We start from the raw sequence: 21957 nt of genomic DNA, 5'->3' as shown, positions 1-21957 counted from the left end.
CCGGGTCGGTAACGAGCGAAACGCTCTTCGAGGCTAACCTCGGCAGCCGGGGGGCTCATCTGAATTATGGGCGGCGTCACCGGTGCCTGGTGAGGGCGGCCTGCTCGTGCAGCCGGCGGACCCGCTCCTCCATCGGCGGGTGCGTGGAGAAGAGAGCGGCCAGACCGCCACCGGCGAACGGGTTCGCGATCATCAGGTGGGCGGAACTCGCCAGGCGGCCGTCGGCCGGCAGGGGCGCGCGGGCCGTACCGTAATGGATCTTCTCGAGGGCACTGGCCAGGGCGAGCGGGTCGCCGGTCAGCGTGGCCCCGGAGGCGTCCGCCTGGAACTCCCGGTTACGGCTGATCGCCAGCTGGATGATGGTCGCGGCCAGCGGGCCGAGGATCATCATGAGCAGCAGGCCGGCCGGGTTCGGCCCGTCCTCGTCGTCGCCGCCGAACGGCAGGAAGATCGCGAAGTTGGCGAGCATCGTGACGATGCCGGCCAGGCCCGCGGCGACACTGGAGATCAGGATGTCGCGGTTGTAGACGTGCGACAGCTCGTGACCGATCACCGCCCGCATCTCCCGCGGCTCCAGCATGTTGAGGATGCCGGTGGTCACCGCCACCGCGGCGTGCTGCGGATCACGGCCGGTCGCGAACGCGTTCGGCTGCATCGCCGGCGAGACGTAGAGCCGCGGCATCGGCTGGCCGGCGGTCTGCGCCAGCTCACGCACGATCCGGTACAGCCCGGGCAGCTCCGCCTCGGTCACCGGCCGGGCGCCCATCGCGCGCAACGCGATCTTGTCGGAATAGAAGTAGCTGACAGCGTTGGCCACCAGCGAGACGAACACGGCGAGCACCAGGCCGGTGCTGCCTCCGAGCCAGTAACCCACGGCCAGGATGAGGCCGGTGAGCAGACCCAGCAGGGCGGCCGTCTTGAGGCCATTGTGATGGCTGGACAACTTTCACTCCTTCGGCTTGCGGGCTCGTGACCCGCACTCCACGGAACATCGGTTGCCTGCGTGTTCATCCGTGTGCTCGCTGTGACTTCGCTGAAGATCAATTCGGCGGTACGCCGTGAGCCGCCCCCAACCTCACCCACCACGCCCGCGGCCACCACGACCGCATCCCCGCTCAACTCCGAAGAGCCCTATCCGCCTGTTCTGGATCAAGGCGCCGCGCAAGCGCGGCGCGGGCCGGACGCGCTCGGCCTGCCGGCGGGCTCCTCCCGGCATCGGCCGGCGCACCGGCCGGTGCCCTGACCCCTACTCCAGACTGAGTCGGCCGGGGATCTCCTCATCGAAGATGTCAATGAGCCAGGCGAACGCGGTCTCACCGTGACCGGCCCGAGCCAAATCGATCCGTGTCCGCATCGACTCGCGATGACTCGGATGACAGGTGAGAAGCCATCGCTCCAAATTTCGTGCTGCCTCAGCGTGCCCGAGCGCATCTCGACTGTGCTGATGATGGCGCCAGACAACCCGGAAGTCGCCGTCTTCAGGAGTACCGAAACCACCGCGCAAGCAGTCCGCGAAGGCGGCGAGGTTACGGCCGAAGTACCCACCGCAACCCATCGTCTCGCCGACGACGGCGTAGAAGTCCTCCAGGCTGTTGATCCGCCGGCCATCGAGGACATAGATCTCAGTCACGGGCGACATGGTAGGCACACAAGAGACTCGCGGCCGGGGAGTTTCCTGCTGGAGCGCTCGCATCGGTCGACGCACCGGCCAGATACCCGGGCATACTTTCGCCCCATGAAGGAGCCGTTCGTCTTGGGCAAGGCCGGCACTGCACGCTGGGTGCTCTACCCACCGGAAGACCTCCACGGGGACGGCTATATCTATATGACCAGGACCGAGCTACACGAGGACGGCCTGACTGCGACGACTATGGCGAAGGTCGGCAGCGGGTTCGACGGCCGCGAAGCGACGCTCGCCAGGTTTATGGGTGACCTTGTGGCCGACTGGCGAGGCTGGAATGGCTCGCGCGTGTGGCAGTCGTTAGAACATGAGCTGACTGTTGAGGCCCGGCATGATCGGCGGCGCTGCGTATCCCTTCACGTGATGTTGAGGCACTCCGGCCCCAGTTGGGATGACACCGCTTGGTCAGCTACCGCCGTCTTCACGCTGGAGGCGGGAGAAGAACTCAGCCGACTCGCCGAAGATCTCGCCCACTGGTCGCGCCTGTAGCCCTTGGGCACTGCCCGCCCCGAGTCCCGAGGGAAGCTCCGTGTTCGAGGTTGGTCCATGTCGAGCTACTGCCGCGCCGCTTCGCGGCTTGCCACCGAATAGGTGGTCCAGGTGGCCAGTGGCCGGCGCCGCCGGAGGCCGTACTGATCCCTACGGGGTGACACCCGGCGACCCGGCCCAGCAACCCCGGCGACGCGGCATCAGCGAGGCCGATAGCCGGGGAACGGGTGGGGGAGTGAGTGATCCTGTCTGCCCATGATCCGCCCACAACTGCTCGTGGAGAGCCGGACTCGGCTGGACTTCGCTAGATCACAACGAGAACGGCCCCGGTCAGCGTTTCCGCTGGTACCGGGGCCGTTCTGTCTGCCTGTGGCGGGTAGAGGATTCGAACCTCTGTAGCTTTCGCGACGGATTTACAGTGTGCCGATCATCAGGCTGTCACCAGGTAGAACGGCGCTGTTGACCGCTGGGCCGACACGGATGCGACAACCGGGCATGAACGGACCCGTCCCGGTGAGCTGCCGTCCCGGCGGGGCGGCCTGCTGTGAGGTAACCGGACAGACTACCCTAACCTGGATCGTTGCCATGTGTGGCATGATCGTGTTGTACCAGCGTCGCACCTTGCTACGGCGCGGCGCCGGTCTCTGGGTAGGGGCGCAGCGAGCAGGGAGACGATGGTGGCGGCGAAGGCTGAAGTAAGCATCTCGGCAGACCAGGTGATCGCCGCCGAACAACAGATCATCGACCAGTCCAAGCGCATCGACTTTTACATCACCGAGTACAACGTCGAGATCCTGGCTAACAAGATGCAGGCTGGCGAGTATGTTGTTCCTTCGTACCAGCGTGAGTTCACCTGGGAGGAGGAACGCAAGTCTAAGTTCATCGAATCCTTGATAATGGGCTTGCCGATTCCTTTCATCTTTTTCTGGGAGATGCCCGACGGCCGCCTAGAAGTAGTTGATGGGTCGCAGCGTTTGCGGACTATTCAGGAATTTATTCTGGGTGACTTCCAGCTCGGGAAGCTCGAACAACTCGAATATCTGTCGGGGTTCAGATTCTCCGATCTCCCTGAATCTCGCCAACGCAAGATTCGGAACAGGTCCATCCGCGGCATCGTGCTCAATGAGCACGCTGACGACGCTGCCCGACTCGACATGTTCGAGCGCATCAACACGGGCAGCAAGATCGCAAACAAGGCTGAAATTCGACGCGGGGCACTTGCGGGTCCATTCCTATCTCTTGTCATCGATCTTGCCAAGGATGAGCGATTGATCCGGTTGGCGCCGATGAGCGACAAGCGGAAGAACGAGCGAGGCTATGAAGAGCTTGTGACTCGGTTCTTCGCGTATGGCGATGGGTTGGATGGGTATCGGGACAAGCCTGCCGATTTTATCTTCAATTACTCGCGAAAGATGAACGAGAAGTTGACGGGAAATCCCAGGCTGGAGCCGGCCTATCGTCAGCGCTTCCATGATGTTATGGAGTTCATTGAGCGGGTGTTCCCGAATGGATTTAGGAAGGGGCCGGCCGGAAGGGCTACCCCACACGCTCGCTTCGAGGCGATCGCTATCGGATCCTATCTAGCGTTGATGGATCGCCCAGAACTCGCGCGAGCCGACCAAGAGGCCCTGAATGTGGCTTCGTGGGTCGACGGCTCAGAGTTCACGGACGTGACCGGCTCGGATGGCGCAAATGCGCGTGCGCGGCTTGAGGGGCGGCTCGGCTTCGTCCGCGATCGTCTGGTGAGTGCGCTGTGAGCGTAAACGACCTTCTGCCCTTCTTTGAGGAGCGCTTCGAGGAGGTTTCGGAGTATCTAGATCTGCTTACCGAAATCGAGACTGCCGCTCAGAGTGGACCGCCGAGGATCGCTGTATCAGAATACAGAATTACGGCGCCTCAACAGAGAATTCTTTACTCTAGTGTCTATCTACAACTCTACAATCTCGTTGAAGCCACCGTTGCGCGTTGCTTGGAGGCTATTACCGAAGCCACTCAGACGACAGGAGAGTGGCGCCCTCACCAGCTTAACGACGAGTTGCAACGCGAGTGGGTGCGTGCAAAGGCTCGAACCCATGTAGAGCTAGCACCTGAAAACCGGTTGAGGTACGCCCTGGAGTTGAGCAGCCACATCACTGATCAACTACCCATTGGCAATTTCGCTATTGAGGCTGGCGGCGGTGGCAACTGGGATGATGAAGAGATTTTCCGAATCGGAAAGCGCGTAGGCTGCGAGATTTCTGTCAGCAGGGAAGTTAATGCGGCCGTCAAGCGCAGGGGGCGTGACAATGTTGGCGCGCTGAAACTCGTCAGGAACCGCCGGAACAGCTTGGCGCATGGTTCCGTCTCCTTCGTCGAGTGTGCCGCTGATCTTGTTGTCTCGGAATTGCGCGAGACCGCCAACAACGTGGGCGACTACCTACGCGAAGTGATCGGCTGCTTCATTCAATACATCGATTCCTTTGTATTCCTTCGAGTAGACCATCGGCCAGGGCAAGGTGCGGCATGACTTCGACCGGAACTCCTAGAATCTCAGCGGTCGATCTTTTCTGTGGCGCTGGAGGCTTGACGCACGGTCTGGTGCGCGGTGGCATTGACGTCAAAGCTGGCTTTGACCTAGACCCGTCATGCAGGTATCCGTTTGAGGCGAATAACGATGCTGTCTTCATCGAAAAAGACGTGAATGAGGTCAAGAGCGATGATCTTGTTCCGTTCCTGAGCGACGGTGATATTTCGCTGTTGGCTGGCTGCGCTCCGTGTCAGCCGTTCTCTACCTACAGCCAGAGCGGCAGAAGTAAGAAGCGAGCCCTCGACTGGCAGTTGGTGAAAACCTTCGGGCAGTTGGTGGCAGATACGCAACCAGATCTTGTCACCATGGAGAATGTTTCTCAGCTTGCCGACCATGACGTTTTCAAGAAGTTCACGAAATTCTTGCGCGGGTACTCGGTAAGCTGGTCTGTGGTGGACTGTACAACGATTGGAATCCCACAGGCTCGCCGGCGACTCGTCTTGCTGGCGTCAAAGTTGGGATCAGCTGGGCTGGAAATCCGTCCACCAGCCGATGCGGCTAGGAGGACAGTTCGGCAAGAAATCGGAACGCTGCCTCCGATCAGCGCTGGCGAGCAGCATCCAGATGATCCCCTTCATGTGTCGTCTTCGCTAAGCGAGACGAACATGAGGCGAATGAAGGCGTCCAAGCCCGGCGGTACATGGCGTGACTGGGACCCTGAACTCATAGCTGCCTGTCATCGGAAGACGACTGGTGCTACCTACCCCAGCGTGTATGGGCGCATGGAGTGGGATGCGCCAGCGCCGACGATCACGACCCAGTGCTTCGGATTTGGGAACGGCAGATTTGGCCACCCTGTTCAAGACCGTGCAATTTCGTTACGCGAAGCGGCTATGTTGCAGAGCTTCCCGCAGACCTACAAGTTCGTTAGGGATGGCGACCCAATTCGCTTCAATCGGCTAGGCAGGCTCATCGGTAACGCGGTTCCTGTAAAGCTCGGCGAAGTAATAGGTCAGACGTTGATGAGGCACGTGCAGATTGTCTCCGGACAGGTTGCGGAGCCATCGGCTAACGAGGCTGGGCTTCTGTTTTAGCCCGATCATTCTGATCTTCTAGATAATGCCCGTCAATGCGAATAAGGCGAACTCGAATCGGAATCCTGATCAACGCCATCAAGTAACTCGCATGTGCGACCTTGCGTACTAAGGGGATCCTGGGCAGTCGGTTTCCCCCACATACGCAAGGTCGCGCTTATCAGGAGGATAGTTGCTCTGCGATGGCCTCCATTGACGTCACCACGGTTTCGGCCGCCGCGAAGGCGGCGACTTTCCACGGTCTATTGGCGTAGCCGATCGCGGCGACGCCGGCGGCATGCGCTGCCTCAATGTCTGAGAGCGAATCTCCGACCAGCACGCAGGCTCTCGGATCGGCACCGAGGACACGGACCGCATCCAGGACCGGGCGGGGGTCCGGTTTCATGCTCTGCGGGTCCGCGTATGGCCGTCCAATGATCGGCGTGACGTACGAGGCGAGATTGTGGGCTGTCAGGTATGCCTCAATTGCCACCGCCGAGTTATTGCTGACCACAGCGACTGGTATGCCACGGGCGTGCGCGCCAAGAATCACCTCATGTCCGAATGGCGTCGGTGTGGCGATGCGTGCAGCGTGCAGTTCGGCAGTACAAAGGGCATCCTCGACCTCAGCGGTCAATCTGTGCGAGCACGTCTCGCCAACCCACCGTAGGACAGCGAGCGGGTCGGTCTCGCTGCGCACTTGCGGTGTCATGGCGATGCCCTTGATGTCGAGCAGCGCGACCAGTTTGGCCGCAACACGCGGCGCGGGGTACCCCGCGAAGATCGAGCAGACCGGTCCGTCAAAGTCCAGAAGCAGTGGACCAGCTCCCACCAGGTCGGAAAGCGTCGGCCCCGTCACGGGCGGTACTCGCGCGCAACGCTGTCCCAGACGGAGTTGAACCAAAGGCGGGCGGATTCCACAAACTGCGTGCCGTGTGATGCCTCATCATCGTCAACGGCGTAGTGGAACAAGGTTGCGTCCCTGCCCATCAAGTCGAAGATTTCGACCGGCTCTCGGCCGATGGTCACTTCGCGCTTGACCGCCGGGTAGAAGCCGAAGAACGCCTCTCGTCCGTTGAGCATGTAGAGCTTGAAGGTTGGAGCGATGCTGTGGGTCCGGACCTCGACCGTCGCGGACTTCACGAGGCCGAGTTCAGCGAGTTCGTGCACCTGGTCAATGATCCCGTCGGCGGCTCGCCGGGTGATGCGTTCTGCCCGCTTCCGGACAGCCGGATCATCGGCCCCGGTTGCGGCGAGCGCCGGAAGCGCCATCGGCACCGACATGTCCGAGATCATGAGGCGGACGTTGATGGTCTCGGGGGCGGACCGGCCGGCGCGCACCATGTCGAGCGCTTCGGCAATCGCGTCCCGCAAGGTCTCACCTGAGAACCCGGCGAAGTCGATCGCCACGTGTGTGTGCTCGAAAGCGGCCTCGATCAAGGGGCGTAGCTCGACCGGGCGCTGAGTCTGCGCGCGGACGAAGGCTCCGCTGCCCTGGCGGGTGACGATCAGGCGCTCATTGCGCAACACCTCAAGCGCTCGCTTGATCGTCTCGCGCGCAACGCCGTAGCGATTCGCAAGTTCGGGCTGTGAGGGCAGCTTGTCGCCCGGCGCGAGCTTTCGGGTCAAGATCGCGGCGCGCAGCATGTTCGCGATCTGCTGCGACGCCTGTCGCGGGTCGTCGGGATCAAGGTCACCAAGGAATTCCAGGTTCGCAGGCACGGGCTGACCCTACCTCTGACTAGCCAAGTTAGGGAAGTTCTGCACTAGGGGTTGACCTGACTAGCCAGGCCGGTCTAGCTTCATCTCGTGCCTCCTGGCTAGCCAGGCAAGGCAAGCCGGTCGGGCTCCGACACGGCGGAGGTGGCTTCGGCTACGCCGTTCGTGATCGCCCCGGGCGCGCGCTCTTCCTTGAGAACTCCATAGCGTCTTTGAGCAGCTAGAACGTTCATCTGGCGCAACACGGACGGCGTCGCTCTCCGGCAGATCCCGCTTGCGGGGTGTTGCCGGTAACGCCGGTCGAGATCACGCATTGAGCCGCATGGCGGCCGACCTCTGGTGAGCCCAGGGCGAGCGTGAGCCGGCGAAGAGCGAATGTGCGTGTGTTTCCCCGGCCGCTTCCGAGCGGCCCTCTACCTGACTTTCACCTGATCAGCGCGGTATCGGCCGCTCGTGTCGGTGCCGCGCTGATCCTTGCTATGGAGGAACGTCCCCGTGAGCGATCACGACTTCTACCCCGCGCCGACCGCCGCCGACCTTGCGGCCATCGAGCTTGAGGCGCCGCTGATCAACGCCGAGTTGGTCTGGCTGGACGCCGAGATCACGCTGTTGGGCGCGGCCGAGCGTGGCCGGGTCAGTGAGCTGGACGTGCGCCGGGTGCGCCGCGCTGAGCGTGCGGTGATCCGCGAGACGTTCGCCCACGTGGCCCGGCTGACCCGCTCGCCGAGCCCGCGCCGCGCGGCCTGATGGCCCGGATCCGGGCCGCGTTCCACGACCCGGACGGCGCCCGGTACGGCATCCCCACCTTCTGGTGGCGGGGTGCCCCGTCCGGTTACGCGACCCGTCGTCAACTGCGTGAACGCGGTCTGTGTCCCGGTGGTCAGCCGGTCGCCGCTCAGATCTTGTGGCGCGGCGTCGGTGGCGTTCGTGCCGCGTACCTGTACCGGCTCGACCTGGCCCGGCCGAAGCGCACGCCGAGCGCCGCGCAGCTGCGAGCGCTCGACAAGGCGATGACGGCCCGACGTACCTGCTCGACCTGCCGGACAGTCCGGCCCTACTGCATTCCGCGCTCGCTCGGTGAATGCCTTGAGTGTGCGTGACCTGCCCTTGTCCCTGCTCCGAGAGGAACAGCCGATGACCGCCACGACCGCCCCGAGCGCCTACCCGCGCACCGTCGACGAACTGATCCCGCACGCCCGCGACCTGGCCGACCGGCTCGGCACGCTGCCGAGCCGCAACCAACTGATGAAGACGTTCAAGGTCGGCGGACCGAAGGCAAACGCCCTGCTCGCCGCCCTCACCCCGGCCCCCGCCGCGCCGGCCGCTCCTGAGCCGGTCGAGCCGCCGCCGGCGGACGACACCCCGGAGGGTGACCCCGAGCCGATCGACGAGTCCGCCGGTCGCGGGTGGGACTCGGCTGAGGCGCGCGAGGCCGCACGTGAGGATCTACTCCGCCGCGCGGCCCGGGTGAACGACCCGGACGAAGCGGCCGACCTGCGCGGGCAGGCTGCCGAACTGGCGCCGCCCGCGTCGCCGGCCCTGCCGACGATCGACCCGGCCGACGAGATGGCATGGGTCGGCATCACCCGGCCGCCCGCCGTACCGGTCGAGGCGCCGGCGCCCGAGCCGACCTCGGTCGAGCCGGTCGCCGAGCCCGCGCCGAAGCGCCGCCGGCCGGTCGTGTGGCCGGTGCTGATCCTGTGTCTGCCCGCGTTCGTCGCGATCTGGGGCGGCTGGGTCGAGATGGGACGGCTGACCGGCTTCGGCATGGTCACGCTGCTCCCGGGGATCTCCGACTTCCAGATCAACACGGCGATCACGCTGCCGATCGGCATGGAAACCCTCGCCGCGTACGCGCTGTACGTGTGGCTGTCCGGGATGGTCACCGGCTCGGCGCTGCGGTTCGCGAAGTGGTGCGCGCTGACGTCGCTGACGCTCGGTGCGCTCGGGCAGATCGCCTATCACCTGATGGCCGCGTGGGGCTGGACGTCGGCCCCGTGGCCGATCACCGCCGCCGTGGCGTGCATCCCGGTCGCAGTGCTCGGCATGGGCGCCGCGCTGGCGCACCTGATGCACAAGTCCCGCTGATTTCGCCCGACGGCACGGCCCTATGGCCTGGAAACCCGTGCCGTGCCGTCGGTCTCCCCACCAGTCACCAGGACCTTTGGGAGGTCACCAGTATGGCAAGCAACGTCATGGGCGCCGGGAACCGGCCGTACATGGGCCGCACCGCCGCCGAGATCAAGGCCGATCAGGACCGGGCTCGCGCCGAGGACGCGGCCACCGCCCGCACCGGCTCGGCCGCTGGCCGCGACCGCCGCTCGATCGGTAAGGGCGGTGGCCGCTGATGTCGGACAAGTGGCTCAACGCCCAGCACGCCGAGGTTCAGGAGCGCAACCGCCGCCAGCGCGAGGAGCAGATGCGCGAGGCTCAGCGCCTGGCGGACCAGCGCCGCGCCAAGCAGGGCCGGTGATCGCCGATGCCGCGCAACGGTGAGACCGCGATCGAGTACGCCCGCCGGATGGCCGCCCGGCATGCCGGTGACCTGTTCATCGTGCGCCGGATGACGCTGACCACGGCGATCATCGCTCGGGCGCACGAGATCGGGATGCCCCGGGATCGATGGATGCCGGTCCTCGACGCCGCTCAGCGCCGCGCCCACCTGGAGTGGTCGCGGTGAGCGCCGCGACGTTCGCCGCCGTGTTCATCGCCCTGTGGGTCGCTCACCAGGTCGCCGATCACTGGGTCCAGACCCAGCATCAGGCCGACTGCAAGGGCGCCCCCGGGTGGAACGGCCGCATCGCGTGCGCCGCTCACGTGATCACGTACACCGCGACGGCGCTGGTGGCGGTGCTCGGTATGGCCGTCTCGCTCGGGCTCGCGCTGAGCCCGAGTCGGGTCGCCGCCGGGCTCGCCGTCTCGGCGATCACGCACTACATCGCCGACCGGCGCACGCCGCTCAAGCGGCTCGCCGTGCTGTGCGGCGCCAGCCGGTTCTACGCGCTCGGTGCGCCCCGGCCCGGCCGCGACGACAACCCGACGTTGGGCGGCGCCTACGCCCTCGATCAGTCCTTCCACTACGCGTGGCTGTTCGTGGCCGCGCTGATCATCGCCTGACCGGAAGGGGTCCGCTGATGGCCTCCCACGATCTGTCCACCGGCACGGCGGCCGAGCCTGCCGTCTACCCGATGCCCGCGCCGGGCGACGACGCCCGGTTCACGGTGGGCCTGACGATCGACGTCGGAAAGGTGCTCACCGAGCACGGCTACCCGCCGATCCGGTCCGGCGCCGACTACGTGCGTCTCCAGTCCGCACTGTTCGACTTCCTCTACACCCTGACCCCTGCCGGATCGACGCAGCTCATACCCGTCGCAGACCCGGGCACGCCCGACCGGCTTCCGGCGGTGGCGTGATGGCGTCGGTCCTCGATCAGGCGACCGCGAACGTGCGGCGCCGCCGGCGCCGGGCGCTGCGGCGGTGGCTGGAGCGGCACCCGACGGCCCGGGTCGCGGCCCGGGGCGGCCGGTGGGCATGGCGGCGCCGTGACCGGGTCGCCGCCGCCGCGCGCTGGACCGGCCGGGGCTTCAAGGCGACCGAGGCGAACGCGATCGACTGCGGCTACTGCGGCCGGTCGGTGCCGGTCGCCGACGCCGAGCAGCACATCGAGCGGCACAACCGCGCCGCCGAGCGCGACGCGAACCGGTCGGACTCCCGGCAGTCCGCCACCCGGCGCAAGCCGTCACCCCGGCCGCGCCCGACCACCGACCCGGCGCCGGCCCGACCGGCGCCGCGCCCTACCGCTTCGACCGGAAGGAACGCCACTGTGGCAACCCAGGAAACGATCGCGCTCGCCCGCGCCGCTCGCACGATCGGCGAGATGGACCCGCGTACGGCGTGGGACCTCGACGCCGAGTTGGCCGGGATGGCGACCGCCATGCTGACGCTGGCCGAGAACGTCGGTCAGTGGGTCGAGCGCCTCGACGTGATGCGCGTCGACCCCCGGGTGACCGGGCCGACCGCCGACGCCATCGCCCAGCTCGCCGAGGCGTCCGGCACGTTCTCCCGCTCCCGGCTGATCTTCCGGCGCCTGTACGCCGCTCAGTTCGAGGCGGCCGAGACCAACGTCCGGCAGATCCGCCGTGACGACTTCTGGAACCAGCAAGCCGCCTGATCACCCCCTGCCCACCCCCGTCCCGGGGCCGGTCACCGCCGCTGGTGACCGGCCCCGGTCCTCTTCCCGCACCGCTCGTCTGTCTGGAAAGGACACCCGCTGTGAAGCGCCGCAAGTCGCAAGACCTGTACGTCGGTCTCGGGCCGACCACGCACCGGCACCCGGTGCTGCACGCGCTCGGCGCGGCGGCCTACCGGTGGCGGTGGCAGCTCACCCCGCTCTACGTCGCCTTCCCGTTGCCGTTCGCCGGGTGGGGCCTGGCCCTGATGTGGGCTCACCTGGCCGTCGGCTGGTTCATCGGCGTGTACGCCGTCGCGGTGGCCTGCCTGGTGGCGTGGCTGCTGATCGGCATGAGCCGTCTCTACGACAGGATCTACACCAGCGCCGTCGCCCTCGTGGCGCTGGCCTGGCTGTTCGCCCTGGCCGTGCACCCCGGCACCGGCTACCTGTACGGACTGTGGGCGCTCGGGTGGCCGCTGGTCGGGCTCGGCTGGTGGTGCGGCCCGACGCTGCGGTCCGCCGCCGCGCTCGACCGGATGCGCAAGCGCTGGGACTCGGTCGCCGACCTGGCCGGGATCGCCGGCGCGAAGCTCACCGGCGTCAAGACCACCGCCGTCGGCCGGGTGCTGTCGGTCGTGCTTCCCGGCAACAACACCGCCAAGGACGTCAACCGCGAGCGCATCGAGTCCGGCTACCAGTACCGACGCGGCTCCGTGACGGTCGTGCCGGACAAGACCAACGCCCGCCGCGTGAGCCTTCACGTCGTCGACCGCGACCCGTGGGAGTCCGGCCGCACCATCGCCCACCCCGCCATCGCCAACCTGCCCCCGATCGAGACCACCGAGACGACCCGCGACGAGAACGGCCCGGAGGCTGCCTGATGAAGACCACCACGACCGCCCGCGCGCTCGACCGGCTGACCCTGTGGACGCCGGGCGAGCGGCGGATCACCGACGGCATCCCGTTCGGCGAGCGTGCCGACCGGTCACCGATGATGCTCGACCTGTGGACCCGCGAGCACGGCGCCCGCCACGCCCTGATGGGCGGCGCGTCCGGCTCGGGCAAGACCAACACCCTCAACGTCATCACCTGCGGCCTGTCCGCGTGCGGCGACACGGTGATCTGGGCCATCGAGGTCGCCAAGGCCGGGCAGGGACAGGCCGCGTGGCTGCCCTGCTTCGACTGGCTCGCCACCCGCCTCGACGAGGCCGTGGCCATGCTCGACGCGGCGGTGGCCATCATCGAGGCACGCTCCCGCGTGCTCGCCGCCGCGGCAGCGCGCGGCAAGGGCGACGACAAGGTGGTCCCGACGCCCGATCTGCCGCTGCTGACGATCATCATCGATGAGGGATCGGCGCTGTTCGGGATCAAGACCGGCGACCCGGACCGGGTCGAGCTGTCCGCTCAGGCCACCGAACGGGCGCGGCAGATCTCGCAGACCGGCCGGTCGGCCGGGGTCCACCTGGTGGTCGTCACCCAGCGGCCGACCGTGGCGTCACTCGGCGACGACGGCGACTTCCGCTCCCAGTTGCACCCGAATCTGTGCCTGCGGATGAACCGCCGCGCCGACGTCGGCTTCGTCCTCCAGGGCGTCGACCTCGACACCGTCGACACGACGCTGTTCAACGTGCCCGGCCTGCTCTACGTCCAGGACGGCCCGGACGTCGACCCGCTCCCGGTCCGCTCCTACGCGCTGTTCCAACCGCCGATCGTCAACCGCCTCGCCCACGCATTCGCGACGGCCCGGCCGACCCTGGAAGCAGTGGCCATCGACGCAGCCGGAGAGGCATACGCCGAACGCCCGGCCGACCCGTTCCAGGCGCCCACCACACGCCCCGTGCCACGCCAGGCCGACCGGGACAGGGACGACACCACCACCAAGCCGCGCCGTGGCCGGGCGGCGGCCGGGCAAGCCCTCGACGCGGCACGGGCGGCGGCCGGCGCCGACCTGGCCGACCTTCCGGCCGTGCCGCTGGCCGACCTGGCGGCCGACAGCACCCAGATCGGGGCCGACGACGCGCCGGTGATCGACGCCATCACGGCCGTGCTGGCCGACGCCGGACCCAACGGCTTGACCGCCACCGAGATCACCGCCGGAGTGAAGAAGCGGCGCGGTAGCGCTCACCGGGGCAGCGTCCACCGCGTTCTGCGGACGCTGGTCGACGGCGGACAGGCCCGCCGGGTCGCGGTCGGCAAGGGCTACCGCTACCACCCCCACACCACCCCGGAGAGTAACGCGGCGTGACTGTCGCGTCGTGTCGCGTGGGCGTCGCGGACCGTCGCACGGGAGGCGTTTTTAGCTCTCCTACGCGCGCCCGCGCGCCTGCACGCGCACGCCCGCGCGCATTGGGCGCCCTCCCGCGCGCCAGCACGCGACCGCGCGACACAACATGCGTACGCGTCACGCTACGTGACCATGCGAGGGAGCGGATCATGCCCGTCCGAGCCGTCCCATGCGGCCACTGGATCGGTGGCGAGCGCCGCTACTGCCTCGCCACCGACCACGTGCGCCCCTACCTGCCCGGACCGCGTTGTCCCACGCACACCCCGGCCGCGCTGATCGGCCGCGCGGACGCGCCGTCCGTGATCAACCGTTGGGAGCAGACCATGCCCGACCACGTCCCGACGCTGCCCGCCGCGCTCGCGCTGGCCGCCGAGGGCTACCCCGTCTTCCTGCTCGGCCGCTCCAAGCGGCCGGTCGCCAACTGCGCGCTCTGCCCGAAAGCCGAGACCGACCCCGGCCGGGCGCACGATCCGGAAGCGTGCGAGCACCTGACCTGTCACGGCTTCTACGCCGCCACCCGCGACCCGGACCGGATCACCGCCATGCACCAGCGCGTACCGGGCGGCCTGCTCGCGATCCGCACTGGCCGGATCTGCGACCTGTGCGTGATCGACATCGACCCGCGCAACGGCGGCACCATCGACCGCGACCTGATGCCGCCCACCCGCGCCGTACGGACCGGCTCGGGCGGATGGCACCTGTACTACCGCCACCCCGGCGGCACCCTGGCCGCGAAGCTGCGTGATCACCCCGGGGTCGACATCAAGGCCGACGGCGGCTACGTCGTCGCCCCGCCCTCGATCCACCCCGACACCGGTGAGCCATACCGGCGCGTCGGGGACCGGGCCGTGATCGAGATGCCCCGCGCGCTGGTCGAACTGGCCCGGCCGACAGAGGCGCCCACCGCGACCCCCGCCAGCACCGTCACCCCGCTTCACCGGGGGGAGGGCATCTCAGACCCGGCCGCCCTGCTCGCCGCGAACCTCGCCGCGGTGGCCGCCGCCCCGGAGGGCACCCGCCGCAACACCCTGTACGGCGCCGCCCGGGGCGTGGCCCGCATGGTCGCGGCCGGAGCGATCACCGGCGACGACGCACATGCCGCTCTCTACCAGGCCGGACGGGGCGCCGGGCAGAGCGACCGCGACACCCGCGCCGCGATCACGGGCGGCTTCCGCGCCGAAGGCGTCGGCCTGGCGGTGGCCGCGTGACCGGCGACCCGCTGAACGTGCTGGAGCTGTTCGCCGGGATCGGCGGTATGGCGCTCGGTCTGCACCGTGCCGGGATGCGCGCGGTCGGCTTCGTCGAGATCAACCCGTGGTGCCGGCAAGTGCTGGCCCGACACTGGCCGGAGGTGCCGCAACATGACGACGTCAAGACCGCCGTCGACTGGTGGCTCAGCGAACCCCGTCCCCGGGTCGACGTCGTCGCCGGTGGCTACCCCTGCCAACCCGAGTCCCTGGCCGGACACGGCCGAAGCACCGGTGACGCCCGGTGGCTGTGGCCGGACATGGCCCGCGTCATCCACGCCGTCCGGCCTCGATACGTCATCGGCGAGAACGTCCTCGGGCACCGCACCAGGGGACTTCGTTTCGTGCTCCGAGACCTCGACCGACTCGGATACACCGCCCGCCCCGGCGTTATCGCAGCTAGCGAGGTGGGCGCGCCGCACATCCGCAAGCGGATCGTCACCATCGCCGAACGCCGCGACCTGGCCGACACCGACCAAGAGCGACGGGGACGGCGGTCCGGGCCGGTCGGGGCGCAAGGGCGGAGCGAACCTCCGCACGGCGGTGGCCGAGGCCGAACAGGGCCGGTGGCCGACCCCGTCAGCGTCGCTGGGTCAACACGGCGGCCTGGTGACCCCGGCCAAGGCCAGAGCGGGCGGAACGCTGATCGAGGCGGTCTCCCTGGCGACCTGGCCGACACCGGCCGCCCGGGACTACAAGGACCGCGGCAACTTCACGATCCGGGACCGCACCGAGGGCAAGAGCCTGCCGATGGCGGCTGGTGGGCCACTGAACCCGAGGTGGGTCGAGTGGCTCATGGGGTTCCCCGACGGGTGGACCGACTTAGAGGACTCGGCAACGCCGTCGTCCCCCACGTCGCCGAACACATCGGCCGACTCATCCTCTCCGGCGACCTCACCGGCTGAGCCAGCAACACCCACACCGGAGGAACCCACCATGACCAAACCCCACCGGGTGATCGAGGGACCGGCGATCCTCGACCGCCTACACGCCGCACTCACCAAGTACGTGGTCCTCCCGTCGCCGGAAGCGATCGACGCCGTCGTGTTGTGGATCGCCGCCAGCCACGCACAGCAGGCATGGGCGCACGCGCCCCGGCTGGTGATCCGCGCCCCGGAGAAGCGGTGCGGCAAGTCGCGGCTGCTCGACATCGTGGAAGGCACCTGCTGCAACCCGCTGATCACCGTCAACGCCAGTACGGCGGCGGTGTACCGGTCGATCGGCTCGGACGACCCACCGACGCTGCTGGTCGACGAGGCCGACACGATCTTCGGAGGGAAGCAGGCCGAAGCCAACGAGGAGTTGCGCGGCCTGCTCAACGCCGGGCATCAGCGCAACCGGCCCACGATCCGATGGGACAACGCCAACCGCAAGGTCGAGAAGATCGCCACGTTCGCCATGGCCGCGCTCGCCGGCATCGGCCAGATGCCCGACACCATCGAGGACCGGGCCGTCGTGATCCGGATGCGCCGACGGGCGCCGGGCGAGACGGTCTCGCCGTACCGGCACCGCCGCGACGGCGTGGCGCTCCGCCAGGTCGCCAACGACCTCAACGAGTGGCTCCGCGGCAACCTCGCGAGGCTGACCGACGCCGAGCCGGAGATGCCGCTGGAGGACCGGGCGGCCGACACGTGGGAACCGCTGATCGCCGTCGCCGACCTGGCCGGCGGTGACTGGCCCGACCGAGGCCGCGAAGCCGCCCTCACCCTCACCGCCGAGCGCGACAGCAACACAGTAGCGTCCGAGCGCATCCGCCTGCTCATGGACTGCCGACGGGCGTTCGGCCACGCCGACGAGATCCCGTCCGTCGTCCTGCTCGACCGGCTCAAGGCCGACCCGGAAGCGCCGTGGGCCGAGTACAACAACGGCGCCGGCCTCACCCCGATGAAGCTCGGGATGCTGCTCAAGGAGTACGAGATCACCTCCGGCAACATCCGCTTCACCCCGGAGCAGGCCAGGGCCTACAACCTCACCTCCGACCAGGCCAAGGGCTACAAGCGCGAGGACTTCCATGACGCGTGGCAGCGCTACTGCCCGCCGCCTGGCCCGGAGACAGAGACAAGCCGTCCCGAGCCGTCCCAGCCGTCCCATCCCAGCTCAGGCCCGGGACGGCTTGTCCTCGTGGGACGGCTTGAGCCGTCCCAACTCGCCCTCGACACCGAGATGCCCCCGCCGCTAGTTGATGTCCGTGGGACGGCTTAAGCCGTCCCAGCCTTGCAAGCCGTCCCAGGGCTGACCTGCACTGGGACGGCTGGGACGGCTTGGGACGGCTTCACGCCCACAACGGGACATCACCCGCCGACCCACGCCGAAATCCCGACCGCCTGAAAGCCACACAGCCGATCCGAGCCATGGGCTACCCCTCGGGTAGCCCTGATCTTGGCTCTACGGCGCTCTCAACGGGCCGATGTACGGCCCTCTCTCCCTAACCAGCTAGACACCCATGGAAGGGAGGTCCGCCGCTCCCGTTCGGCGGTCAGCGCCGCCATGGGTTGCCCCAATATGCCCTCTCCCAGGGAGGCCGGACCCCATGGCACGCACCTTTCTGACCTTGACCGACTTCCTCGCCGAGCTGGACGTTCCGAAGTCGACCTTCTTCCGCTGGAAGGCGCTCGGCCAGGCACCCCGTACCTACAAGCTGCCGAATGGGCAGCTCCGCATCCGCCGTACCGACTTCGACGCGTGGCTGTCGAGCCGTGAGGAGCAGCAGGCCGCATGAGCACTTTCGATGTCCGCGTTCACAGCGTGCTGGTCAACAAGCTCGCGAAGGGCACCTCATACACGGTCCGATGGGTCGTCGCCGGCAAGCCGTTCCGGGACACGTTCGCGACTCGGGCACTCGCCGACAGCTTCCGATCGAAGTTGGTCGTCGCTCAACGAGAGGGCGTCGCGTTCGACGAGACGCGCGGTCTGCCCGAGCCGATGGCCCGCGCGCTCAACGCCCGGTCGTGGTACGACCACGCAATTGCCTACGTCGATGTCAAGTGGCCGCGCGCCTCAGCCAAGCACCGCAAGGGCATCGCCGAGGCGCTGGCCACCGTCACGCCCGTGCTGCTGTCGACCACCCGGGGAGCGCCGAGCGACAAGGCAATCCGAGCCGCCCTCTACGGCTGGTCGTTCAACAAGGCACGTCGCGACGCCGGCGACCCTCCCGCCGAGTTGGCCACGGCCGTACGGTGGCTGGAATCCAACACCGTCGACCTGTCCGCCCTGACCGACGCCGCCCTGATCAGGAAGTGCCTCGACACGATCGCGCTCCGTATGAAGGACGGCGGAGCGGCCTCCCCGAGCACCATCGCCCGGAAGCGCGCGATTTTCTCGGGCGCGCTCAAGTACGCGGTCGAGCTGCGGCTACTGGAGGTCCACCCGCTGTCGCTCGTGAGCTGGATCGCCCCGAAGCATGACGATGAGGTCGATCGAAAGGCGGTGGTCAACCCGGCGCAAGCTCGCGCGCTACTTGCCGCCGTTCGCGACCGCACGCCCGAACTGGTGGCGTTCTTCGGCTGCATGTACTACGCGGCGCTGCGGCCCGAGGAGGTGCTGAACCTCAGGGAGGACGAGTACGAGCGACCCAAGGTAGAGGGCGGGTGGGGCGTCTTGAACCTCACCGGTTCGACGGTCGCCGTTGGGCGCGGGTGGGGCGACGAGGCCGGCACCATCGAGCGTCGCGGGCTCAAGCACCGGGCCAAGAGCGCGACGCGTCCGGTCCCCGCACCGCCGCCTCTCTGCGCCCTGCTCGACCACCACATCGGCAAGTACAAGCCGGCACCCGACGGCAGGCTGTTCGTCACCCGACGCGGCCCGGGTGGGCGCTACGTGCCGACGCTCGGCCAGCCCATCCCCAGTAACTCCTACGGCAAGGCGTGGCGCGACGCGCGCGAGGCCACCCTCACGCCCGTGCAACTTCGGTCGCCGCTCGCGAAGCGTCCCTACGACCTGCGGCACGCTGCCGTGTCGCTCTGGCTGAATGCGGGCGTCCCCGCGACCCAGGTCGCCGAGTGGGCCGGACACAGCGTCCACGTCCTCATGCGGGTGTATGCGAAGTGCATCTACGGGCAGGACGAGGCGTCCCGTCGGCGGGTCGAAGCGGCTCTCGGCCTGACACAGTCGGCCGCTCAGAACGCCGCCTGATCGCCGACACGTATACGACACGACCAGTGAGATTGAGCGGTTCCGGGTGAGACCCAGTGGGACCAACGAAAGAAGCCCTTCACCGACGTTTCCGCTGGTGAAGGGCTTCTTTTACCTGCCTGTGGCGGGTAGAGGATTCGAACCTCTGTAGCTTTCGCGACGGATTTACAGTCCGCTCCCATTGGCCGCTCGGGCAACCCGCCTGGGCAACCACCACGGTCTCCCGCGGCGGCGGACATAAGAATAGCCGTAGCGCGAACCGCATCAACAACCGGGTACGGTCGGCATGTCGCGGGGCCCCGTGAGCCCGCTGTAAGCATCGACAAGCATCCAGCCGCAGGAGTCTGATCATGGCAGCCAACCCGTCGTTCGACATCGTCAGCAAGGTCGACCGGCAGGAGGTCGACAACGCTTTCAACCAGGCGGAGAAGGAGCTCGGGACCCGGTTCGACTTCCGGGGCACCGGGACGAGTCTCGCCAAGTCGGGGGAGGCGTTCACGATCACCTCGGAGACCGAGGAGCGGGCCACGGCCGCGCTCGACGTCTTCAAGGAGAAGCTGGTGAAGCGCAACATCTCGCTGAAGTCGCTGGACGCGGGGGAGCCCCGGCAGTCCGGCAAGACGTGGAAGATCGACCTGAAGGTGGTCGAGGGGATCGAGGCCGACAAGGCCAAGGCGATCAGCAAGAAGATCCGCGACGAGGGGCCCAAGGGTGTGCAGGCGCAGATCCAGGGCGACCAGCTGCGGGTCACCGGCAAGAAGCGGGACGACCTGCAGGCCGTGATCGCCCTGCTCAAGCAGGAGGACTTCGGCGTCGCCCTCCAGTTCAACAACTACCGCTGATAACCAGCAGGATCATGCCCGTGACCAGCAGCGGGGCGACCCGCCACGGTCGCGGGCACAGATCCGGCACAGCCCGGCCCATCACTGCACCGCCGCCAGGGTGGCCGCGGTGGGCCGGCGCAACGCCGAGTCGATCAGGGTCCGGGTCGTCTCGACGGCGTCCGGCCAGTGCCCGACGTAGGTGTTGAGCGTGATCGTCGGCGTGGTGTGGCCGAGGGCGAGCTGGACCGTCTTCACGCTGGCGCCGCCGTGGATCAGGACCGTCGCGAAGTAGTGCCGCAGAGCGTGGAAGCCGAAGCCCTTCGGCAGCCCGGCCCGGGCGACCGCCGGCGTCCACACGTGCGACCACCCGGACCGGTTCATCGGGTCGCCGTTGTTGTTCAGGAAGATCAGCTTCGCCTTGCGCCGGATCGGCTTCCGCGGGTTGGTCTCGTCGTCGATCTCGACCTCGGTGATCGGGAACGCCTCGATGTGCTGAGCAAACGCCTCGGCGCCGACCTGGCTCAGGTCGACCGTGCGACAGCTCTCCGGCGTCTTCGTCGGCGCCAGGAACGGCTTGCGACCCGCGATCACCTTGAGCTGCTGCGCGACCGTGACCCTCCGGCGAAGGAAGTCGACGTGCTCGAGCTCCAGGCCCCAGAGTTCGCCCTGCCGTAGCCCGGTGGCAGCTGCGGCCACCGGTTGGGCCTGGTATCGCCCCTGCTTCCCGTTCGGCCCGGCGAAGACGTCCGAGAGCGCGTAAACCTGGTCGGCGGTCGGCACGAACAGGTCCGTCCTGGCCACGTCGGGTAGCTGGATCCCCTGGCACGGGTTCACGCCGATCACGCGGTCAATCGCGGCCGCGAGGAACATCGAGGCCAGGTAGGAGTACACGACCCGAAGCGTGCTCGGCTCCAAGACCTGTGTCCGGTCCTTCACCCAGGTCTGAATGCTGGTCCGGCGGACCCGGGCCATGGGAAGCGCCCCTATGACCGGGTAGACGTGCACCCGTAACGCCCGCTCGACTCGTTCGGCCGTGGAGTCGCGGTGAAGCTGGTTCGCGCGCCACTGCTCGCCGTACGCCTTCACGGTGACCTTTCCGGCGTCCGGGTCGACGTACACCCCGCGGGCGACATCCGCCCGGGTGGTCGCATCCCAGCGGTCGGCATCGGCCTTGCGGTCGAACAGACGTTCCCGGGCCACCCCGGTGTCGTCGGTGTACCGGACGCGCCAGCGCTTCCCGCGGCCGTGCCGCTTCGACGGCAGCCGCTCGCCGTCAGGTCCCTTGCCCTTCAGGTACCAGAGATCATCGACTGCCATCACGCTTCTCCAGGTCCCACACGCTGCCGTCATCGGCGACGAAGGACACGAGCGCGATGTTGCCGCTCGACAGTACCGCCGCGATCTCGTTGAGCTGGTTGCTGGCCGCCTTGATCGGGTTCGGGTCCTCGTACGGCCGGTTGGTCCGGTGGAATTCCTCGGGGTCGGTCTCTGCGTCAGGTAGCGGCGCTGTGCCGTGCATCCATCGCCACCGTGCCCGCCACGATTTGTCGCCGTCCGGGGCGCCCGGCATCAGCAGGGTCGCCGGCGAGACGCCGAGGACCTCGGCGAGCGCGACCAGGTCGCCGACGTCAACACGGCGCGTCCCGTCCTCGATCTTCGTGATGCCGGACGGCAGGATCGGCCGGCCGATCTCACCCAGGCGGGTCGACAGCGAGCGCACGGTATGCCGTCGCGCCTCGCGCAGTCGCCGCACGTTCCGTGCCACGACGGCCTCAACTGTTTCCATAACGCGAACAGTAGAGACCGTTTGACAAACACGCAACCTCTCGCCC

General features: G+C 67.8%; 27 protein-coding genes and 1 tRNA gene. 21 read left to right on the top strand and 7 right to left on the bottom strand.

Annotated elements, in window-relative coordinates; genetic code table 11:
* Positions 1–76: 76 nt before the first annotated feature.
* Together htpX and BM290_RS27730 are read right to left on the bottom strand one after the other, a co-directional pair.
* Positions 77–943 carry a zinc metalloprotease HtpX gene (htpX, locus tag BM290_RS27735; RefSeq protein ID WP_093618801.1) on the bottom strand — a complete coding sequence of 289 codons (867 nt, stop codon included), beginning with the start codon at positions 941–943 and terminating at the stop codon, positions 77–79.
* Positions 944–1246: 303 nt separating this feature from the next.
* Positions 1247–1630 carry a barstar family protein gene (locus tag BM290_RS27730; protein ID WP_239143694.1) on the bottom strand — a complete coding sequence of 128 codons (384 nt, stop codon included), beginning with the start codon at positions 1628–1630 and terminating at the stop codon, positions 1247–1249.
* A 105-nt stretch (positions 1631–1735) separates the two neighbouring features.
* On the opposite strand from BM290_RS27730, the gene BM290_RS27725 reads away from it, so the two are divergent.
* The 4 genes from BM290_RS27725 (at position 1736) to BM290_RS27710 (ending at position 5770) form a co-directional block, all read left to right on the top strand.
* A complete protein-coding gene (locus BM290_RS27725; RefSeq protein WP_093618799.1) occupies positions 1736–2170 on the top strand; it encodes a DUF6228 family protein in 435 nt (144 codons plus the stop codon).
* 674 nt (positions 2171–2844) lie between these two features.
* Positions 2845–3927, top strand: a complete 1083-nt coding sequence (locus tag BM290_RS27720) for a DUF262 domain-containing protein (protein ID WP_093618798.1) — start codon at positions 2845–2847, stop codon at positions 3925–3927.
* A complete protein-coding gene (locus BM290_RS27715; protein ID WP_093618797.1) occupies positions 3924–4676 on the top strand; it encodes an MAE_28990/MAE_18760 family HEPN-like nuclease in 753 nt (250 codons plus the stop codon). Before BM290_RS27720 ends, BM290_RS27715 begins: the two co-directional genes overlap by 4 nt.
* On the top strand, positions 4673–5770 hold the full coding sequence (locus BM290_RS27710) for a DNA cytosine methyltransferase (RefSeq protein ID WP_093618796.1): 1098 nt from the start codon (positions 4673–4675) through the stop codon (positions 5768–5770). Before BM290_RS27715 ends, BM290_RS27710 begins: the two co-directional genes overlap by 4 nt.
* A 160-nt stretch (positions 5771–5930) precedes the next feature.
* Here the strand turns inward: BM290_RS27710 and BM290_RS27705 are convergent, their stop codons facing one another.
* Together BM290_RS27705 and BM290_RS27700 are read right to left on the bottom strand one after the other, a co-directional pair.
* The gene (locus BM290_RS27705; RefSeq protein WP_093618795.1) at positions 5931–6608 is read right to left on the bottom strand and encodes an HAD family hydrolase; all 678 of its coding nucleotides are present in this window, start codon (positions 6606–6608) and stop codon (positions 5931–5933) included.
* The gene (locus BM290_RS27700) at positions 6605–7471 is read right to left on the bottom strand and encodes a GntR family transcriptional regulator (protein WP_093618794.1); all 867 of its coding nucleotides are present in this window, start codon (positions 7469–7471) and stop codon (positions 6605–6607) included. The genes BM290_RS27705 and BM290_RS27700 overlap by 4 nt, the downstream gene beginning before the upstream one ends.
* Before the next feature lie 492 nt (positions 7472–7963).
* On the opposite strand from BM290_RS27700, the gene BM290_RS27695 reads away from it, so the two are divergent.
* The 16 genes from BM290_RS27695 to BM290_RS27630 all read left to right on the top strand — a co-directional run bounded on the left by BM290_RS27695 (position 7964) and on the right by BM290_RS27630 (position 19301).
* A complete protein-coding gene (locus BM290_RS27695) occupies positions 7964–8215 on the top strand; it encodes a DUF6284 family protein (RefSeq protein WP_093618793.1) in 252 nt (83 codons plus the stop codon).
* Entirely contained in the window at positions 8215–8568 is a 354-nt protein-coding gene (locus BM290_RS50095; RefSeq protein WP_093618792.1) for an RRQRL motif-containing zinc-binding protein, read from the top strand. The genes BM290_RS27695 and BM290_RS50095 overlap by 1 nt, the downstream gene beginning before the upstream one ends.
* A gap of 34 nt (positions 8569–8602) precedes the next feature.
* The gene (locus BM290_RS27685; RefSeq protein WP_093618937.1) at positions 8603–9556 is read left to right on the top strand and encodes a hypothetical protein; all 954 of its coding nucleotides are present in this window, start codon (positions 8603–8605) and stop codon (positions 9554–9556) included.
* Positions 9557–9648: 92 nt separating this feature from the next.
* On the top strand, positions 9649–9816 hold the full coding sequence (locus BM290_RS48635; RefSeq protein ID WP_177319929.1) for a hypothetical protein: 168 nt from the start codon (positions 9649–9651) through the stop codon (positions 9814–9816).
* Positions 9816–9941, top strand: coding sequence for a hypothetical protein (locus BM290_RS50780; RefSeq protein ID WP_275413299.1), 126 nt, complete (start codon positions 9816–9818; stop codon positions 9939–9941). Before BM290_RS48635 ends, BM290_RS50780 begins: the two co-directional genes overlap by 1 nt.
* Positions 9942–9947: 6 nt before the next feature.
* The gene (locus BM290_RS27680) at positions 9948–10148 is read left to right on the top strand and encodes a hypothetical protein (RefSeq protein ID WP_093618791.1); all 201 of its coding nucleotides are present in this window, start codon (positions 9948–9950) and stop codon (positions 10146–10148) included.
* On the top strand, positions 10145–10585 hold the full coding sequence (locus BM290_RS27675) for a DUF3307 domain-containing protein (protein WP_239143695.1): 441 nt from the start codon (positions 10145–10147) through the stop codon (positions 10583–10585). Before BM290_RS27680 ends, BM290_RS27675 begins: the two co-directional genes overlap by 4 nt.
* A gap of 17 nt (positions 10586–10602) precedes the next feature.
* Positions 10603–10881, top strand: coding sequence for a hypothetical protein (locus BM290_RS47580; protein WP_143133987.1), 279 nt, complete (start codon positions 10603–10605; stop codon positions 10879–10881).
* Positions 10881–11639 (top strand): hypothetical protein, encoded by a 759-nt coding sequence (locus BM290_RS27665; RefSeq protein ID WP_093618789.1) that lies wholly within the window; start codon positions 10881–10883, stop codon positions 11637–11639. The genes BM290_RS47580 and BM290_RS27665 overlap by 1 nt, the downstream gene beginning before the upstream one ends.
* Positions 11640–11740: 101 nt before the next feature.
* Positions 11741–12520, top strand: a complete 780-nt coding sequence (locus BM290_RS27660) for a hypothetical protein (protein WP_239143696.1) — start codon at positions 11741–11743, stop codon at positions 12518–12520.
* Positions 12520–13884, top strand: coding sequence for a DUF853 family protein (locus BM290_RS27655; protein WP_093618788.1), 1365 nt, complete (start codon positions 12520–12522; stop codon positions 13882–13884). Before BM290_RS27660 ends, BM290_RS27655 begins: the two co-directional genes overlap by 1 nt.
* A gap of 362 nt (positions 13885–14246) precedes the next feature.
* Positions 14247–15131, top strand: coding sequence for a bifunctional DNA primase/polymerase (locus tag BM290_RS27650; protein ID WP_093618935.1), 885 nt, complete (start codon positions 14247–14249; stop codon positions 15129–15131).
* Entirely contained in the window at positions 15128–16075 is a 948-nt protein-coding gene (locus BM290_RS50090; protein ID WP_239143697.1) for a DNA cytosine methyltransferase, read from the top strand. The genes BM290_RS27650 and BM290_RS50090 overlap by 4 nt, the downstream gene beginning before the upstream one ends.
* A gap of 31 nt (positions 16076–16106) precedes the next feature.
* Positions 16107–17372: a DUF3631 domain-containing protein gene (locus BM290_RS27640; RefSeq protein ID WP_143133986.1), complete on the top strand. Its 1266-nt coding sequence runs from the start codon at positions 16107–16109 to the stop codon at positions 17370–17372.
* A 328-nt stretch (positions 17373–17700) separates the two neighbouring features.
* The gene (locus BM290_RS27635) at positions 17701–17889 is read left to right on the top strand and encodes a helix-turn-helix transcriptional regulator (protein ID WP_093618787.1); all 189 of its coding nucleotides are present in this window, start codon (positions 17701–17703) and stop codon (positions 17887–17889) included.
* Positions 17886–19301 carry a tyrosine-type recombinase/integrase gene (locus tag BM290_RS27630; protein WP_177319928.1) on the top strand — a complete coding sequence of 472 codons (1416 nt, stop codon included), beginning with the start codon at positions 17886–17888 and terminating at the stop codon, positions 19299–19301. The genes BM290_RS27635 and BM290_RS27630 overlap by 4 nt, the downstream gene beginning before the upstream one ends.
* A 122-nt stretch (positions 19302–19423) precedes the next feature.
* Here the strand turns inward: BM290_RS27630 and BM290_RS27625 are convergent.
* A tRNA-Tyr gene (locus tag BM290_RS27625) sits at positions 19424–19504 on the bottom strand.
* Positions 19505–19651: 147 nt separating this feature from the next.
* On the opposite strand from BM290_RS27625, the gene BM290_RS27620 reads away from it, so the two are divergent.
* Positions 19652–20143 carry a YajQ family cyclic di-GMP-binding protein gene (locus tag BM290_RS27620; protein ID WP_093618786.1) on the top strand — a complete coding sequence of 164 codons (492 nt, stop codon included), beginning with the start codon at positions 19652–19654 and terminating at the stop codon, positions 20141–20143.
* Positions 20144–20224: 81 nt separating this feature from the next.
* Here the strand turns inward: BM290_RS27620 and BM290_RS27615 are convergent, their stop codons facing one another.
* Together BM290_RS27615 and BM290_RS27610 are read right to left on the bottom strand one after the other, a co-directional pair.
* Complete coding sequence (locus BM290_RS27615) at positions 20225–21442, bottom strand: tyrosine-type recombinase/integrase (RefSeq protein ID WP_093618785.1); 1218 nt, start codon at positions 21440–21442, stop codon at positions 20225–20227.
* Positions 21429–21911, bottom strand: coding sequence for a helix-turn-helix domain-containing protein (locus BM290_RS27610; protein WP_177319927.1), 483 nt, complete (start codon positions 21909–21911; stop codon positions 21429–21431). The genes BM290_RS27615 and BM290_RS27610 overlap by 14 nt, the downstream gene beginning before the upstream one ends.
* Between the last annotated feature and the right edge of the window lie 46 nt (positions 21912–21957).

The organism is Actinoplanes philippinensis, from assembly GCF_900113015.1.
Classification (GTDB): Bacteria; Actinomycetota; Actinomycetes; order Mycobacteriales; family Micromonosporaceae; genus Actinoplanes; species Actinoplanes philippinensis.
This window is presented reverse-complemented; position numbering and strand designations above follow the sequence as displayed.